Source organism: Herminiimonas sp. Marseille-P9896, from assembly GCF_903993245.1.
In the GTDB taxonomy this organism is placed as follows: domain Bacteria; phylum Pseudomonadota; class Gammaproteobacteria; order Burkholderiales; family Burkholderiaceae_D; genus Oxalicibacterium; species Oxalicibacterium contaminans.
In genome coordinates this window covers 174,906-191,016 of record NZ_CAJEVT010000001.1, presented here as the reverse complement: position 1 = coordinate 191,016, position 16,111 = coordinate 174,906, and the positions used below count along the sequence as shown (strand labels likewise).

Here is a 16,111-nt window from a genome sequence, read left to right as displayed (position 1 = left end):
AATTTAATTGACGGACGCATACATGAAACGTTTCAATAAAAAAACCATCGTTATCGCTGTGGTCGCCGTACTGGTGCTGGCAGGGATAGTACTCGTAGTCGGTGGCGGTAAATCAGACGCGAAGAAGAAAGACGAAACCGGCCCTAAACCGGCATTGGCGGTCACCACTGTCCAGCCATCACAAGCCAGTCTGCCGATTTACCTGACGGCGAACGGCACCGTGACGGCGTGGCAGGAAGCCATCATAGGCAGTGAGTCGAACGGCCTGAAGCTGACCGACGTGCGGGTCAACGTCGGTGACGTCGTGAAGCGCGGTCAGGTACTGGCGACCTTTTCGGTTGCATCAGTGAACGCCGAGTTGGCGCAAGCACGTGCCAGCCTGATGGAAGCCGAAGCAAATGCGGCTGATGCCAAGAACAATGCAGAGCGTGCACGCACACTGGAAACCACTGGTGCGTTGAGCACGCAACAGATCAATCAATACCTGACCACCGAGCAAACCGCCAAGGCCAAGGCTGAAGCAGCGAAAGCATTGCTGGCTGTGCAGGAAGTCCGTTTGTCGCAGACCCAGGTCGTGGCATCGGATGATGGTGTGATTTCTGCACGCAGTGCGACGGTGGGTGCCGTCGTCAGCGCCGGTACCGAATTGTTCCGCCTGATACGACAAGGACGCCTGGAGTGGCGTGCAGAAGTGACGTCGGCTGAGCTTGGCCGTATTAAAACCGGCACAGTCGCTCTGATTACCGCTGCCAACGGCACACAAGTCAAAGGCAAGGTGCGCATGATTGCACCGACCGTGGATGCACAGAATCGCGCGGCGCTGGTGTATGTCGATCTCGCGCCAACCGCAGTGGATGTGGCACCGGTACGTGCCGGTATGTTTGCGACAGGTCAGTTTGATCTGGGTAACTCGACCGCGGTGACGGTACCGCAGCAGACCATCGTGATACGCGACGGCTTCAGCTATGTGTTCCGCATGAATCCGGATAACCGTGTGACGCAGATCAAGGTGCAGCCGGGACGTCGTCTGGCGGATCGCATCGAGATCATCTCCGGTGTGCCGACGGATGCAGTGCTGGTGGCTAATGGTGCAGGCTTTCTCAACGATGGCGATCTGGTGAAAGTCGTCGTGGATACGCCTGCAACCGCAGACAGCACTAAAGAACAAAAAGCAGCGACGCCGCCAGTGGGCGCGACCGCTGCGACCAAATAGGAGCACGCGTGAATTTTTCCTCGCTTTCCATCAAGAACCCGATCCCGGCAATTATGTTGTTCTTTTTGCTGGGACTTGGAGGCTTGCTCGCGTTCAAATCGAGTGCGGTACAGGACTTCCCTGATATCGAACTGCCTATCGTCATCGTCAACGCTTCCTTGCCTGGTGCTGCACCGGCGCAGCTGGAAACGGAAGTGGCGCGCAAGATAGAGAACTCGGTTGCAACGCTGCAAGGCATTAAAAATATCTATACCAAGGTACTCGACGGCACGGTCACCGTGACGGTGGAGTTCATCCTGGAAAAAAATATTTCGGACGCGGTCAATGATGTGCGCGATGCAGTCGCATTGGTTCGTGCAGACATGCCCGCCGATTTGCGCGATCCGTCGGTTACCAAGGTATCTACCGCCGGACGAGTGATCACTACCTTCACCGCAGCAGCCGCTCCGGGCAGCTTCGTCGATGAACAGGAACTCAGCTGGTTCGTGGACAACACTGTCTCCAAACGTTTGCTGGCGGTGCCGGGTGTCGGTTCGGTCAAGCGTGTCGGCGGCGTGACGCGTGAAGTCAGGATAGAACTTGATCCGGCCAAGATGGCAGCGCTGAATGTGGCGGCGGTTGATGTCTCGCGTCGTTTGCGTCAGGTACAGCAGGAAGCACCGGGCGGACGCGGTGATGTCAGTGGTGCGGAGCAAGCAGTGCGTACCATCGCGACCGTGAAGACGGCTGCCGAATTATCGAAGATGGATATCCCGCTGACTGATGGTCATCACATCCGCCTGGAGCAGGTAGCAACTGTGACGGATACCATCGCAGAGCGTCGTACCTCGGCATCGCAGGATGGCCGGACTGTGGTCGGTTTCGAAGTATTCCGTACCAAGGGCGCGAGTGAACTGGCTGTCGCCAAAGGCGCGAAAGAAGCGGTAGCCGAACTGCAGAAGAACAATAGCAATATCGTCTTCAAGGAAGCCATCGATAACGCCAAGCCTATCAAGGAAGACTTTGATGGTTCGATGTCCTTGCTGTACGAAGGCGCATTGCTGGCAGTGCTGGTGGTGTGGTGGTTCCTGCGCGACTGGCGCGCGACGCTGGTGGCATCCGCCGCTTTGCCGTTGTCCGTGATCCCGACTTTCCTCGGCCTCGCTTACTTTGGCTACACGCTGAATATGGTGACCTTGCTATCGCTGGCGCTGGTGGTGGGTGTGCTGGTCGATGATGCGATTGTGGAAATTGAAAATATCGAACGCCACCTGAGCATGGGCAAGACACCTATGCAGGCAGCGATGGAAGCCGCTGATGAAATTGGTATGGCGGTGATCGCGACGACCTTTGCACTGGTTGCCGTGTTCCTGCCGACGGCATTCATGGCGGGTATTCCGGGTCTGTTCTTCAAGCAGTTTGGCTGGACAGCGGTGCTGGCGGTACTGGCTTCGCTGGTCGTCGCACGATTGCTGACGCCTATGATGGCGGCTTATATCCTGAAGCCGAAGAAGCACAAAGAGCAGGAAGATGGCTGGCTGATGCAGCGTTACATCAAAGTGATGCGCTGGTGTCTGACCAACCGCCTGAAAACCGCAATTGCTTCCGGTGTGTTTTTTATCGGTTCCATCATGCTGGTGCCTTTGCTGCCGACCGGCTTCGTACCGCCTACTGATCGTGCACAGACGCAAATCAATATTGAATTGCCGCCGGGTAGTACGCTGAAGGAAACGATGGCGGTCACCGAGCGGGTACGTCTGGCGGTGGCGCAGGATAAAAACATCATCAGCATTTTCAGCTCGATAGGTGGCGGTTCCAGCGGTGATGCATTTGCACCGGGCGCATCGGCGGAAGCACGTCGTGCCGTGATGACGCTGACGACCGTACATCGCAGCGAGCGCAAGGAAAAGATCTCGGATATCGAAGCCAAGATACGTGAGCGCATAGCGAACATTCCTGGTGCACGTTTTACTGTCGGCACACCGGATACCGGCGTCAAGATGCAACTGGTCTTGCGCAGTGAAGATCCATTGGCCTTGTCGGAAGCAGCGAAGAAAGTGGAACGTGAACTGCGTGGCCTGAAAGGCATAGGTAATGTGACTTCCAGCGCCTCGCTGGTGCGTCCGGAAATCATCGTGCGTCCGGATCCGGCACGTGCCGGTGATCTCGGCGTGACTACCTCAGCCATCGGTGAAACAGTGCGCGTGGCGACCGCCGGTGATTATGATATGAATCTACCGAAGATGAATCTGTCCGAACGCCAGGTGCCGATACGCGTCAAGCTGCCGGACAATATGCGTGCCGACCTGGCTGCGATCGAGCGCCTGACGGTACCGGGCCGCAATGGCCCGGTTATGTTGGGTAATGTGGCGTCTGTCTATATGGATAGCGGTCCGGCGCAGATCGATAGGCTGAATCGCAGCCGTAACGTCACGTTGGATGTGGAACTCGGTTCACGCTCGTTGGGCGAATTGAATACCGAAGCACGTGCCTTGCCATCCATGCGCAATTTGCCGCCTGCGGTGAAGATCGCGGAACTGGGTGATGCACAAGAGATGATGCTGTTATTCAACAGCTTTGGCCTGGCGATGGCGATTGGTGTCTTGTGTATCTACTGCGTGCTGGTTCTGCTGTTCAAGGACTTCATGCAACCGATCACGATTCTGGCTGCCCTGCCACTTTCCATCGGTGGTGCTTTTGTCGCGCTGCTGATCACTGGTCGTGCCTTATCGATGCCGTCGATGATCGGCCTGATCATGCTGATGGGTATCGTGACCAAGAACTCGATTCTGTTGGTCGACTACGCCATCATGGCGCGCCAGCAAGGGATGAATCGCTTCGATGCATTGGTTGACGCCTGTCATAAGCGTAGTCGTCCGATTATCATGACGACGATCGCGATGGGTGCAGGCATGATGCCGCTGGCGCTGGGCTGGGGTGCTGATCCCAGCTTCCGCTCGCCGATGGCGATTACCGTGATCGGTGGTTTGATTACGTCGACGCTGTTGAGTCTGCTGGTGGTGCCTGCGGTGTTTACTTATATCGATGATCTGGAGCACTGGCTGAAGCGCATGATGCGCAAGGCGCGCGGGATGACGCATCACGATGCGCATGACGCAGCCAAGCCTGCAGAGCAACTGGGTACGGAGAAACATTGATGTTGCACTTGCCTGCTGAACGTCCACTACAGTTAGCGCAGTTAGTGTTGCCAGCGCCACTGACACTGGTGGTGCTGGCACCGCATCCGGATGACTTCGATGCGATTGCTGTCACGCTGCGTTATTTCCATCAGCGTGGCGACACCATACATCTGGCGGTGCTGACGACCGGTGCCAGCGGTGTGGAAGATGGTTACGGCGAAGCGTATACTGCTGATGACAAGGCGGCTTTGCGTGAAAAGGAACAGGCGGCGAGTTGCGCATTCTTTGGTTTGCCGTCGGAACGATTGAGTTTCCTGCGCCTGCCACCTGATGAAAAAGGTAATCCGCGACTGGATGAGGTGAATCAGCGATGCATACGTGATTACCTGGCGGCACGTCAGCCCGATCTGGTCTTCATGCCGCATGGTAATGACAGCAATGTCACGCACCAGCGTACGTATGCTTTGTTTCGCGCTGTTGCCTTGGCCGAGCAATGGAAGCTGTGGGCAGTACTGAATCAGGATGCCAAGACAGTGGCGATGCGTACGGATTTGTACACGCCGTTTGGCACAGCGGATGCAGAGTGGAAGGCTGAGTTGCTGCGTTTGCATGCATCACAGCATCAACGGAATTTGAATACACGCGCGCAAGGTTTTGATGAGCGCGTGCTGGCTGTGAATCGTCGTACCGGGTCAGGTCTTAACGCAGAGTATGCGGAGGCCTTTGAACTGGAGCATTACGGACCGGAAGATGAAACAACAGGAAAGAATTGAAATGGCTTGCGATCACAAAAAAGTACTGGATCTGGAAAAAGCGGGAAACTGGGAAGAAGCACATGCTTTGGTACAAGTGCACTCGGATGAGTTTTCGTGTCAGATCCACGGCTATCTGCACCGGGTTGAAGGTGACCTCGGCAATGCACGTTACTGGTATGGCCGTGGCAATAGCAGCCTGCCTAAAAATACGCTCGAAGAAGAATTTCAGCGCTTGTACAGCCGCCTGTAATCCTCCCCCTTTGCAGTGTGATATCCGGCCTTAGCGTGGCCTGCGGTATTCCGCTGCGATCCAGTCCGCCGCACTGCTGCGCGTCAGTTTGAAGTTGGGTGCGACGCGTACCTCGGCGATCGGTTCACCGTCCTCGTCGACAGCGCTCAAGGTCGCATAAGGATCATCTTCATCCGGCACGATATCGAGTTTTACCGTGATGCTGGCGGTCGCCGTGTTGACGATCACGCTCTTGTGCAGGTCTGCGTGCAATTGCTGTTCGTGGCGGCGCAAGACTTCGGATGCAGTTTTGACCAGGGTGTGGAAGGCGGGTGTATCCAGCGGTTTCGGATTCTTTTTATCGCGTCCCATGGTCCACGGTCCGACCAGCGCCGGTTCGGATTCGCCATCCTTGATCATTTCCACCGCCCAGCCTTCGTCATCTTCATTCTTGATGACGCGCGCGGTCCAGCCGTTGTCGCGCCACAGGCGTGGCTCATTGATAGGGGCGTCGTGTTCTGCGTCTTCGTTGTACATCTGCAATCTTTTATGGCTGGCTACCGGGGTGCATATCATAGTTGGTATTGGCTTCCGCTGCCGTTGTGAGACCAGGCTCCGCTGCAAAAAAGCCTCACAGCGTGTAGACTTGCGCCCTTGCGGCGCTTTTCCGCTGCCCGTCGCCCATCCCCGGATGGCGCGCCTGCACCAAGATTAAATTCCACCAAGTCAGAGTTCATGTCCACTGTTTCAAGAATGCCTTGCGTCGATGCACTCAAGGCCGTTGCCTGCTTATTGATTGTTTTTCATCACCTCGCGTTTTACGGTCCTATGTCGGATATCGCTTATCCGCTCATGCCAACTGTGATAGACCTGCTGTATCAATATGGCCGGATGGCAGTGCAAGCCTTCTTTGTGATCGCCGGTTTCCTGCTGGCGACCAAATTTGCACCGGAAGGTGCGGCCACTGTGAGTCGTCCGCTGAATGCGATTTACCAGCGCTATCTGCGTCTGGTCATCCCCTACCTGGTGGCGTTGGTATTTGCCATTGTGTGCGCTGCGCTGGCACGTGAGTGGGTAAGCAATGATTCGATTCCGGATGCACCCAGCTTTGCACAATTGTTGCCGCATATTTTCCTGTTGCAGGATTTGCTGGACCAGGAAGCGCTATCGGCAGGGGTCTGGTATGTCGCCATCGATTTTCAGTTGTTTGCATTGGCTGCCCTGCTCTTGTGGCTGGCAGGGAAAATCGAAGCACACTATCCGCGCCTGAGCATACTCGGACCACTGTTCATCACGTTGCTGACGCTGGCTTCGCTATTTGTGTTTAACCGCAATCAGGGACTGGACGAAACCGCCCTGTATTTCTTTGGCTCTTATGGCCTCGGTGCATTGGCATACTGGGCGACGCGCCGACCTAAGGGCATGGCATGGCTGGCCGTACTGTGCGCGGTGGTATTGGCCGCGTTGCTGGTGGAATTTCGTGGCCGCATCCTGGTGGCGGGTTGCGTGATGCTGCTGTTGGGTGTGGCGCGTCAATCTGGTGCATTGGAGCGCTGGATGATGCCGGGCTTCCTGACTTACCTCGGGCGCATTTCGTATTCAGTCTTCCTGATACATTTCCCTTTGTGCATGCTCGTGAATGCAGTGTTCTTTCACTTCTTCCCGCAGCAGCCGATTGCTAACATTATCGGCATGCTGATCGCGGTATGCATCAGCATAGGCGGTGGTGCTTTGTTGTTCCGCTGGGTAGAGAACCGGCCGGGCAGCAAGAAACGCTTGCTGGCACCGACCGGTTTCCTGGTCGGCGGCATAATAGTCGCCCACCAGATTAGCTGATCGTTCAGATACGGCAGCCTGCAGTCATATCCAGGGCTTTATCGTAGTACTTGGATTCGATTTGCAGCATGCCGAGTATCGAGTGGAACAGATTGTCCTGGCTGACTGCATTACCGGCGCGACGTTGCATGCAGTCCTTGTTGACGCCGAAGCTGGATGCAAAGCCGGATGACATCCACATCACCATAGGCACTTCAGTCTGCTCTTTCGGTGCGATCGAATATGGCAAACCATGCAGGTAGATGCCACGTTCGCCCAGCGATTCGCCATGGTCGGACAGATACAGCATCGCGGTGTCATACGAATCACTTTGCGTTTTCAGGAAGGCTATCGTTTTGGCCAGGAAGTGATCGGTGTAGAGCACGCCGTTGTCGTAGCTATTGGTAATCTGTTCGCGTGTGCATTTGCTCAGATCTGAGGTATCGCAAGTCGGTGTGAAGGTACGCATCGCCGCCGGATAGCGACGGTAGTAGGCGGGACCGTGATTGCCGAGTTGATGCATGACGACGAAGAGATTGCCGTTCTTGGCTTTCTGTATCACGCCATCCATATTTTCCAGCATGATCTCATCCAGGCAGCGTTCGCCGTCGCACAGCTTCGGATCCTTGCTGGCACCCAGCATTTGTTCTTCCAGTCCGTCACACACTCCTTTGCAACCAGATTGATTGTCGCGCCACACGGTGTTGATGCCGACTTTGTCTATGATGTGCAGCAGCGATTCATGGCCGCGTATCTTCGCTTCGTCATAGTCGTGACGGCCATAGATGGAGAACATGCAAGGTACCGAGACTTCGGTATTGGTGCCGCATGAAGTCGCGTGCGGGAAATTGACGACGTCCAGCTTGCTGAGCTGTGGCGTGGTCTGGTGTTCGTATCCGTTCAGGCCCCAGTTGGCAGCGCGTGTGGTTTCTCCGACGACCAGTACAAACAGCATTGGTTTGGTGCGACCACCCCAGCCTGCAGCCAGTTTGGCATCATCGCTGATTTTGATCCGTGGGGTATTGGCCTGGGCGGTATCCGCAGCGACTACACGTGACAGGGAAAACAGGTAATTGCTAGGTGTAATCAGGAAGCGGACTTCTTTTTGATTGCGCATCAATGAAGAGAAATCCTGGAAGATCAGCATGGTAGAACCTGCCGCTACCACGATCGCGCCGACTATATATAAGAGGCGTACCGGAATCGCACGACGCAATGGTGTGGTGCGCAGACGCAGCTTCCACACCAGCACGCTAGGCAGCACGCCGTAGACCAGCATGTGTATGCAAAAATTGAGCGAGAACAGTTCGCTGGCTTCCTTGACGTCGGTACGCAGGATGTTCCTGACCATTTCCGTATTGAAGAACACGGTGTACTTATTCATGTAATAGCTCGCCGCCGCCGTCACGATGAACAAGATAGTCAGCAAGGGTTTGCTGGTCCAGCGATTGAGCAGTACCAGCAGGCCGATAGTTTGCAGTGCGGTGATGGAAACAAACAAACCTGCGCCGAATAGCCATGAAGATGGACTGCTCCAGTCGCGATTGGCCAGCGCTGCAGAAAAGAACAGGTAGTTGCAGCTCAGTGTAAAAAACAGGCCGGCGAATATGGCCAGCCTTTCAACTCCGATTGCAGGGAGACGAGCAAAGAACGCAGAGTAGAAGTGGCGGCTGCCACTTGCTTCTAATACTGCGCCGGGAGTACCGGCAGTCTGGGAAATTTTCAAGACGCGCACCGACTTCAAGGGAAAGAAGTCGCTACGCTATCGAGAGCGCCGTTAATGCCGCGTTAAGACCGGGAAATGCTTCCCGATTACGTCAGCCAGTTATTTTCTTATTGCTGGTTGCTGGCAAAAGTAACAATGAATCGACTACCGCCGCCAGCCGGTGTTTCGTAGCGTATGTCCCAGCCCATATGATCGATGACTCGTTTAACAATTGCCAGTCCCAGGCCGGAACCGACGTGCTGATTGTCGTGGCCACGGACGAAGCGGTCGAACAAACGCGTACGTACATTTTCCGGGATGCCGGGGCCGTCATCTTCAATTGTTAAATCATCAGGGGTCAGCCAGACCTGGACTGTGCCTTGTTCCGTGTATTGGCAGGCATTGCGCAGCAGGTTGCCGATCGCGATCCCGGCCAGTTCGGTACGGGCATGGACCCAGACATCCTGCGGTGCGTGGAGCTGCAGTGTGACCGGCTTATCGCCCAGGATTTGCTGGCAGCGTTCGATTTCGCGCTCTATCAGATGCGTCAGCGACAGCTGTGAACCACCCAGCATATCTGGCGACTGGGATAGCAGCAGCAAGGCACCAACCCGCTCCGAAGCTTCGCTCGCGACGCGACGTATGCGTTCGGCCACCTCCAGCTCATCCGGGGTATCGGCCAGCTTGGTCTTCAAAAGCTCGGAAGCGCCCAGCATGATGGTCAGCGGTGTGCGCAATTCATGGCTGACATCACCTGTAAATAATTTCTCATCCGCGAGGAAGCGCTGCAATTCATCGGTGCGTTTGGCAAATGCACGCGCCAGGATGCCTATCTCGTTTTCTTTATCCAGCGACGGCAGATCACCGGGTGCGTCGTTGCGTTCGACTGCTTCGGCCAATGCCGTCACCGGTGCCACCAGACGTTTGGCCGAGGTCACGCCCAATGCGATCGAAAGCAGGATGCTGGTGACGAAACCAACGCCCAGTGAGATAAAGATCAGCAGTTCCGTTTCTTCAAAGTCGCTGGTGTCATCGACCACCACGAAATGCTGATCGCCGACCTTGCGTACCACCAGATGCGCTTCGGTTTCGCCGGTTTCTATTTCATGTATGCCGACTGGCAGGTTACGGAAGGTTGGCGGGATTTCTTCGTTGACGTAGAAGCTGATATCCGGCGGTAACTCCAGCGTGATCTTGTTGATGTGCTGGGTAATCAGATTGGTCGCCAGCTTATCGAGGTTGTGGTCTATCAGTTGTGATTCGGCCAGCTCGACCGCGGTATAGGCGGCCAGCGTAAAGAAGCTGCATAGTACGAAAGCGAGCAAGACGAAGGAACCGGCTATACGGTTCTTGAGTGATTGACTAGCTTTCATCGTTATTGATCAGGCGATAACCGCTACCCGGCAGGGTACGCAACATGGGTTGGGCAAAAGATCTATCCATCGCCTGGCGCAGTGCATGGATGTGAGTACGCAAGGCATCGCTGTCCGGTGGATCGTCACCCCATATCTCGCGCAGTATTTCATCTCTTGTAATTAAAGCAGGTGCTTTGCGCATCAATGCTTCCAGCAATTTATAGCCGGTCGGTGTAAGTGCCAGCTTGTGTCCGGCGCGGGTGGCTTCGTTGCGGCTAAGGTCCAGGCGCAGCTCGCCGAATTCCAGGATGTGTTCCACCGTTTCATTGCGGGCACGTCGAACCAGTGCTTTGAGCCGGGCTTCCAGTTCAACCAGCGAAAAAGGTTTGACCAGATAATCATCAGCGCCGACTTCAAAGCCGACCAGTTTGTCTTTTACCGTATCGCGTGCGGTCAGCATCAGGATGGGCGTTGCCAGGCGTTGTTCCTTGCGCAACTGGCGACAGACTTCGACCCCGTCCAGTCCCGGCAATTCGAGGTCGAGTACGATTACATCGTAGTGCGCGCTGGTGGCGCGGGTGACGCCGGCAGTGCCGCTCAGTGCGACATCCAGCGTGTAACCCAATGGCTCCAGGAAGCCGTACAGATTGGCGACGATATCGGGGTTATCTTCGATGATCAGTGCGTACACGTGTTCTTCTCGGTCTGCCTGCTGGTTGGGAATCGTAACGGTGTGCAGTGATTGTAGCCTGCCCTGTACCACGAGTGGAAATGCAAGCCTGGGTTACTTACTCGTCTATGGGCGTGAAGCGTTGCACCGTCTGTCCGTTGTGTTCGATTTTCTCAAAGAACACGCTCTCCGGACGTGTCCAGTAGGAGCCGTCGGCAGCCGTGTACACAATCATGGTGACCGTCGGATCGGACTCCAGTTTGGCGGCGCACACGAAATCGTAGATGCCGCCTTTGAAATGTCTGAATTGCATGATGACTCCCAGCTTACATGCGGACGATCCAGCTCGCGACCACTAGCACGACGCCGATATTGATAGGAATGTTGATGCCGGGCTGCGTACGGCCATACGCTTTCATTGCATTCGACACCGCAAATCCACCCCACACCAACAAATTGCCGCCACCGCGCAACCAGTCCACCTGGTTCACCCCTGTGAGTAATTGATAAGCACCCATGACTGCGAAGTAAGTGCACAGCGCGGTGAGTGCGAGCCTGACCTTCTTTTGCGCCAACAGTTCGTCCAGCGATTTACTTGAAAACATAGTGACTCCATTTATAGAGTCGCTATTGTAAGTGAGTAAGGTCACGCTCAGGGGATACGTGCAGTTTTATTGCGGCGGCAGCAAGCGTATCAGTTGTCCGTTACCCTCATCGGTCAGGATGTACAGCAAGCCATCCGGCCCTTCACGTACATCGCGTACACGTTGTTCCAGATCGGGTAGCAGGCGTTCTTCGCGCACGACCTTGCCATCCTTGAGTTCCAGTCGCGCCAGGTAGCGGAATTTGAGCGAGCCGACGAACAAATTTCCCTGCCATGCTTTGCCATAGCGCGTGCTGCGCAGGAAAGTCATGCCGGACGGTGCTATCGATGGTGTCCACTGATACAGCGGTTGCTCCATGCCTGCTTGTGCGGTTAGCCCGGCACCGATTTTTCCGCCGCCGTAGTTTTCACCGTAGGTAATGACGGGCCAGCCATAGTTCTTGCCTGCTTCCGGCCGGTTGATTTCATCGCCGCCTTGCGGCCCGTGTTCATGCATCCATAATTTGCCGTCTGCACCCAGCGTTGCACCTTGCGAGTTGCGATGTCCTATGCTCCAGATCTCCGGCAGTGCACCTGCTTTGCCGACGTAGGGATTGTCCGGTGGTGCAGTGCCATCCTTGCGTATGCGTATGACTTTGCCGTGATGGTTGTCCAGTGTCTGCGCATCCTGCATGCGGCTGTAACGATCGCCCAGCGTCAGGAACAGGGTGCCGTCCGGGCGCTCGACGATGCGGCAGCCGAAGTGTGCGCGGCTGGCAAATTTAGGTTGCTGGCTGAACAATACTTTGACTTGTTCCAGTTTTTTCAAATCGCTCGACAGGCGCGCCGATGCCAGCGCAGTTGAGTTGCCGCTGCCGCCGGTGCGGGCATTTGCTTCTTCGCTATAGCAAAAATAAATCATGCGGTTCTCGGAGAATTTGCTATCGGTAATGACATCCAGCAAACCGCCCTGCCCGCCGACTTCTATCCTGGGTAAGCCAGTCAGCGGTGCAGACAGTGGCGCGCCAGGCTGGAACACGCGCATATCTCCTGAGCGCTCGGTCAGCAGGATGCGCCCATTGCCGATGAAGGCGAGTGCCCATGGATGGTCGAGGCCTTCTGCCAGTAATTCAGTACGTAGCTGAGCGGTGTTTTGCGCATATGCGCAGACGGATGTGAGTAGGAGTGCGGCGGCGAGGAGATGAGTGCTGATGGATGGAATATGCATACAGGCCTCTGCGCAAGTTGGATTTGAAAACCGCCCGGTACATGCCGGGCGGGATAGCTTATATCAACTCAAAGATCAGCGGGGAAGTGATATTCCGCGGCAGGGGCTGATCTATAACCAGGCCGGGTCACCGGTCCGGTTTCAGTATTCTTTTATTTTTAGCGCGGTGGTTCGTTCGCGAGATTTTTTACGCTGGTGATGGCATACCCTTTGGCATTGATTTGTTCGAAAGGATCATCAATCGCAAAATCCGCCAGGTGTTTCGCATCATCTGCCAAGTCGACGCTGCGGTCGGTTGGTTCCCAGTCAGTGTTGACGACTTCTTCCGGTAGCAGCTTACCTTCAGGTACAGCGAGGTAAGAAAAGTGGCCTGCATTTTCAGCTCTTCGATATATATCTATGCGCATGACAAGTCCTTGGAAAAATGAGGGTAAGGTCTTTTGTGACCAGGCTTCACTATAAAGGTTGCGTCATCAGCATAGCCGATCTAAAAGCAGGACGATGGCGTGATATTTGCTATGGATTTCCTCCAGTTAAGCTTTTCGTAAGACTTTTTGGCAGTAGCGGGCTGTAAATCAGGGTTTTAGGCGTAGTTAGTGGCTTTTTTGCACAAAATAAGCCCATTTTTATTGCCTGGTGTTACGTTTTGGCAACCAAATTTGTTAACGCGTGCTAATCTGCCAATTCGTTGCGCCCCTTTATAGCGCAATGCGGACTGCTCCATTTGTGCAGTGTAAGGAGGTGCTCATGTTGAAATATGATTTTTCTGTGAAAACGCGCGAAGGCCAAAGGCTGGAAAGCATCGTTATCGGCGGTATGGATCGTAGTGATGCGGAGCGCAAGCTACGACAGATGTATCGGCATTGCGAAATACTGCGTTGTGATATCAAAGGTGCGGTGCAGCGTCCCGGCATTGCGCACTCAGTTGACGATATCCTCTCGCTCATCTCGCGTTAATGCCGGTTGCTGGATAAAGCCGTCAGCCAGTAATTCATCGAGCAAGGTTTCATAGTCCTGAGCGCCGCGACTGTTGGGCGCATGTTCGAATATCGTTTTATTGTGAGCAGGACTTTCCGCGAGACTGACGTTCTCTGCGATGCGTGTGCGACATACATCGGCACCGAATTTCTCTTCCAGCACTTTAAGTACTTCCCACGCCATACTGCGTCGCCCGTCGAAGCGCGTCAGCAGGTAGCGACGGTTCACGCGTCGTTTTAGTACGGGCTCCAGCGCGCGCAGGGTTTTTTCGATTTGCATCGCACCCTTGGCGGACAAATGATCGGCCGATACCGGCACGATGATGCAGTCGCACGCAAAAATCGCATTGAGTGACAGCACCCCTATCAGTGGGCAGCAATCAATCATCACCGGTGTGTTTTCTGTGTTGAATTTTTCTGCCCGCAGGTTGGCATTGAGTCGATTGACGACGTCATAGCCTTTGCCGAACAAGGTATCCACCTTGGACAATTCCATATGTGACGGGATCAGACCCAGGCTACTGGTCGATGAACGTTGTACCAGCTCCTTCAACGGCCGGTCGCGCTGGAACATGCTGAGTATGGTGTCATCACCCGATTGCGCGGTGATACCGGCAATGGCGCTTAAATGGGCTTGTGGGTCGAGGTCGATACCGTAGGGGTGGCAACCGCGCCGTGCCAATGCAGCGGCGAGATTCAGGGCTGTCGTGGTTTTACCCACCCCGCCTTTCTGGTTGAATACGGTAACTATCGTCATAAGCCTCCCGGATTCGATGCTGGCGCATCACCGATATCAATCTGTTGACACCGGTTTATCGTGAACTGGCTGTGATCCTGCCGTGCTTTGCTATGAGCTGATACGAGAACTTGCGTAATAGTAACACCATGATTTGTACGAACTGATCTATCTGTGCCAGCGGCTTGATATGTCAATGTGCGCGATGATGTTGGCCGAGCCAGACGCGCAGGCGACGCCAGCCGATGACGATGCCGGTCAGGCTAAGCGCCAGGCCGCCGAGGCTGAGTAGTATCAGTATCGCGTCGCGCCATGCACCGGCTTGCAGCATCACTGGCAAATCCCAGCTATGCAAAAAGCTGAACAACCAGCGTCCCGTGCGCTGCGCCTGATCCGAGCTGCTTTCTACATCACCTGTAAACGGATCGAGGTGTACCCAGGTTTGATGCGGTTCATCAAAGCGTATGCGCAATGCGGGCAGGCGTCGTTCCGCGGCTCCCATCATCGCTTCCTGCTGTCGTCCGTAGTAATAAGTGTCGTAGTGTGTCAGCACCTGATGATCGCGTATCGGTGCATGCATCAATTGCGTTGCGGCCTGCAACAACTCGGCATCACTCCACCGTTCCCGCACTTGATAGCGTCCGCCGTCCTCGATGATCAAACGTGTCGCATTGGCGGCGTTGCGTGCCAGCAGATAAGGACGCCCATGCAATACGCGCCATTCGATTTCATTTGCACGGAACCCTGCATCATTCAATAAATGGATAGCCTGCGTCGCGTCCAGTGACAAGTGCGTGATGCCAGGAGTCGTCCCACGATAGGCTGCGCTATTTGGTTTCTCACCGCGTGCATCAAAGATGCCGAGCGGATTCATCGACATCAGCCCGCTGAAGATCCAGGTAAAGATAATCGCGGCAAAGCTCAAGCCGATGATGTGATGCCAGTGCAAATAGGTTTCGCGATACGGCGTGCGCGCACCGGATTTATAGCGTCCGCGAAAACGCCAGCGCCAGATACCTGCCAGCGTACCGGTGATCGCAGTCAGCGTGCCGAACGCAGACAGCACGATCACTATCCAGCTCCAGACCGGATCAACCGGTTTGTCACGAAACATATATAACCAGTGCAACCACGCGCCGACATAGTTCCACATGCGTTGTGCACGCGGCGCATCCATCACGACTTGTCCGGTGCGATCAGACAGATACAGCAAGGTATGGTCTGCATCATCCATTTGTACCTGATGCAGTGGCCTATGCTGATCGAGTGAACGTGCATGTGTCCATCTGTCTTCGTGCACGGTGCCGAGATAATGTGCATTAGCGTCAGCGTCAGCGACAAAGGCACGTGCGCTTGATAGCGCCATTTGCTCATTCATTGCGGGAGCCAGCGCACCGCTGCGTGCATCGACCAGCAAATAATTTCCTTTGCCTTCACGCAAACGGTAATACGGCTGGTTGCGGACAGACGTGAGCACGATCTCCTGCACCTTGTCCGGCGCGATGCTATGTGTCAGTACCTGATGCAGCGACACACAGCACTGCTGTACCTGCAATGCAGGCATAGCCTGCAATCTCTCCCATGGCGTCAGCTTCGGGTAACCGATGAACAGCATCACGATGCCACTGACAAACCACAAAGCCATCAGCACGCACGCGGCCACGCCTGTCCAGCGATGGATCAGGTAAGTCAGGCGTTTGGCGCGTGCGGACAGATTCATATTACG

General features: G+C 55.1%; 16 protein-coding genes. 6 read left to right on the top strand and 10 right to left on the bottom strand.

Features of this window, described 5'->3' with window-relative positions; genetic code table 11:
- The first annotated feature begins 22 nt into the window (after positions 1–22).
- Genes H7U06_RS00940 through H7U06_RS00925 form a run of 4 tightly spaced genes read left to right on the top strand, consistent with a single transcriptional unit; the run spans position 23 to position 5,337 of the window.
- A complete protein-coding gene (locus H7U06_RS00940) occupies positions 23–1,213 on the top strand; it encodes an efflux RND transporter periplasmic adaptor subunit (protein WP_175624366.1) in 1,191 nt (396 codons plus the stop codon).
- Positions 1,214–1,221: 8 nt separating this feature from the next.
- Positions 1,222–4,350: an efflux RND transporter permease subunit gene (locus H7U06_RS00935; protein WP_175624365.1), complete on the top strand. Its 3,129-nt coding sequence runs from the start codon at positions 1,222–1,224 to the stop codon at positions 4,348–4,350.
- The gene (locus H7U06_RS00930; protein WP_175624364.1) at positions 4,350–5,105 is read left to right on the top strand and encodes a PIG-L deacetylase family protein; all 756 of its coding nucleotides are present in this window, start codon (positions 4,350–4,352) and stop codon (positions 5,103–5,105) included. The genes H7U06_RS00935 and H7U06_RS00930 overlap by 1 nt, the downstream gene beginning before the upstream one ends.
- Positions 5,083–5,337 (top strand): hypothetical protein, encoded by a 255-nt coding sequence (locus H7U06_RS00925; RefSeq protein ID WP_230089501.1) that lies wholly within the window; start codon positions 5,083–5,085, stop codon positions 5,335–5,337. Before H7U06_RS00930 ends, H7U06_RS00925 begins: the two co-directional genes overlap by 23 nt.
- A gap of 30 nt (positions 5,338–5,367) precedes the next feature.
- Here H7U06_RS00925 and H7U06_RS00920 read toward each other — a convergent pair whose 3' ends face one another.
- The gene (locus H7U06_RS00920; protein WP_175624363.1) at positions 5,368–5,853 is read right to left on the bottom strand and encodes a hypothetical protein; all 486 of its coding nucleotides are present in this window, start codon (positions 5,851–5,853) and stop codon (positions 5,368–5,370) included.
- 198 nt (positions 5,854–6,051) lie between these two features.
- Here H7U06_RS00920 and H7U06_RS00915 point away from each other — a divergent pair, with 198 nt between their 5' ends.
- Positions 6,052–7,152: an acyltransferase gene (locus tag H7U06_RS00915; RefSeq protein WP_175624362.1), complete on the top strand. Its 1,101-nt coding sequence runs from the start codon at positions 6,052–6,054 to the stop codon at positions 7,150–7,152.
- 4 nt (positions 7,153–7,156) lie between these two features.
- On the opposite strand, the gene H7U06_RS00910 is transcribed toward H7U06_RS00915, so the two are convergent.
- The 7 genes from H7U06_RS00910 to H7U06_RS00880 form a co-directional block, all read right to left on the bottom strand.
- Entirely contained in the window at positions 7,157–8,866 is a 1,710-nt protein-coding gene (locus H7U06_RS00910; protein WP_370458590.1) for a phosphoethanolamine transferase, read from the bottom strand.
- Positions 8,867–8,964: 98 nt separating this feature from the next.
- Positions 8,965–10,209, bottom strand: a complete 1,245-nt coding sequence (locus H7U06_RS00905) for a HAMP domain-containing sensor histidine kinase (protein ID WP_175624360.1) — start codon at positions 10,207–10,209, stop codon at positions 8,965–8,967.
- Positions 10,199–10,882 (bottom strand): response regulator transcription factor, encoded by a 684-nt coding sequence (locus H7U06_RS00900; RefSeq protein WP_175624359.1) that lies wholly within the window; start codon positions 10,880–10,882, stop codon positions 10,199–10,201. The genes H7U06_RS00905 and H7U06_RS00900 overlap by 11 nt, the downstream gene beginning before the upstream one ends.
- A gap of 97 nt (positions 10,883–10,979) precedes the next feature.
- Complete coding sequence (locus tag H7U06_RS00895) at positions 10,980–11,174, bottom strand: DUF1653 domain-containing protein (protein ID WP_175624358.1); 195 nt, start codon at positions 11,172–11,174, stop codon at positions 10,980–10,982.
- A gap of 13 nt (positions 11,175–11,187) precedes the next feature.
- Complete coding sequence (locus H7U06_RS00890; protein ID WP_175624357.1) at positions 11,188–11,466, bottom strand: hypothetical protein; 279 nt, start codon at positions 11,464–11,466, stop codon at positions 11,188–11,190.
- Positions 11,467–11,532: 66 nt separating this feature from the next.
- The gene (locus H7U06_RS00885; protein ID WP_175624356.1) at positions 11,533–12,672 is read right to left on the bottom strand and encodes a PQQ-dependent sugar dehydrogenase; all 1,140 of its coding nucleotides are present in this window, start codon (positions 12,670–12,672) and stop codon (positions 11,533–11,535) included.
- Positions 12,673–12,830: 158 nt separating this feature from the next.
- Positions 12,831–13,079, bottom strand: a complete 249-nt coding sequence (locus H7U06_RS00880; protein WP_175624355.1) for a DUF6139 family protein — start codon at positions 13,077–13,079, stop codon at positions 12,831–12,833.
- A 340-nt stretch (positions 13,080–13,419) separates the two neighbouring features.
- Here H7U06_RS00880 and H7U06_RS00875 point away from each other — a divergent pair, with 340 nt between their 5' ends.
- Positions 13,420–13,629 (top strand): hypothetical protein, encoded by a 210-nt coding sequence (locus tag H7U06_RS00875; RefSeq protein ID WP_175624354.1) that lies wholly within the window; start codon positions 13,420–13,422, stop codon positions 13,627–13,629.
- Here the strand turns inward: H7U06_RS00875 and H7U06_RS00870 are convergent.
- Positions 13,594–14,406, bottom strand: a complete 813-nt coding sequence (locus H7U06_RS00870) for a ParA family protein (protein ID WP_175624353.1) — start codon at positions 14,404–14,406, stop codon at positions 13,594–13,596. The two genes, H7U06_RS00875 and H7U06_RS00870, sit on opposite strands and share 36 nt — an antisense overlap.
- Before the next feature lie 172 nt (positions 14,407–14,578).
- Complete coding sequence (locus tag H7U06_RS00865) at positions 14,579–16,105, bottom strand: PepSY domain-containing protein (protein ID WP_175624352.1); 1,527 nt, start codon at positions 16,103–16,105, stop codon at positions 14,579–14,581.
- Positions 16,106–16,111: the final 6 nt, after the last annotated feature.

Excerpts from the sequence above, each read along its gene's own strand:
- H7U06_RS00940 (WP_175624366.1), top strand. The coding sequence starts at position 23 with ATGAAACGTTTCAATAAAAAAACCATCGTTATCGCTGTGGTCGCCGTA.
- H7U06_RS00930 (WP_175624364.1), top strand. The coding sequence starts at position 4,350 with ATGTTGCACTTGCCTGCTGAACGTCCACTACAGTTAGCGCAGTTAGTG.
- H7U06_RS00925 (WP_230089501.1), top strand. The coding sequence starts at position 5,083 with ATGAAACAACAGGAAAGAATTGAAATGGCTTGCGATCACAAAAAAGTA.
- H7U06_RS00920 (WP_175624363.1), bottom strand. The coding sequence starts at position 5,853 with ATGTACAACGAAGACGCAGAACACGACGCCCCTATCAATGAGCCACGC.
- H7U06_RS00915 (WP_175624362.1), top strand. The coding sequence starts at position 6,052 with ATGTCCACTGTTTCAAGAATGCCTTGCGTCGATGCACTCAAGGCCGTT.
- H7U06_RS00905 (WP_175624360.1), bottom strand. The coding sequence starts at position 10,209 with ATGAAAGCTAGTCAATCACTCAAGAACCGTATAGCCGGTTCCTTCGTC.
- H7U06_RS00895 (WP_175624358.1), bottom strand. The coding sequence starts at position 11,174 with ATGCAATTCAGACATTTCAAAGGCGGCATCTACGATTTCGTGTGCGCC.
- H7U06_RS00890 (WP_175624357.1), bottom strand. The coding sequence starts at position 11,466 with ATGTTTTCAAGTAAATCGCTGGACGAACTGTTGGCGCAAAAGAAGGTC.
- H7U06_RS00885 (WP_175624356.1), bottom strand. The coding sequence starts at position 12,672 with ATGCATATTCCATCCATCAGCACTCATCTCCTCGCCGCCGCACTCCTA.
- H7U06_RS00880 (WP_175624355.1), bottom strand. The coding sequence starts at position 13,079 with ATGCGCATAGATATATATCGAAGAGCTGAAAATGCAGGCCACTTTTCT.
- H7U06_RS00875 (WP_175624354.1), top strand. The coding sequence starts at position 13,420 with ATGTTGAAATATGATTTTTCTGTGAAAACGCGCGAAGGCCAAAGGCTG.
- H7U06_RS00870 (WP_175624353.1), bottom strand. The coding sequence starts at position 14,406 with ATGACGATAGTTACCGTATTCAACCAGAAAGGCGGGGTGGGTAAAACC.
- H7U06_RS00865 (WP_175624352.1), bottom strand. The coding sequence starts at position 16,105 with ATGAATCTGTCCGCACGCGCCAAACGCCTGACTTACCTGATCCATCGC.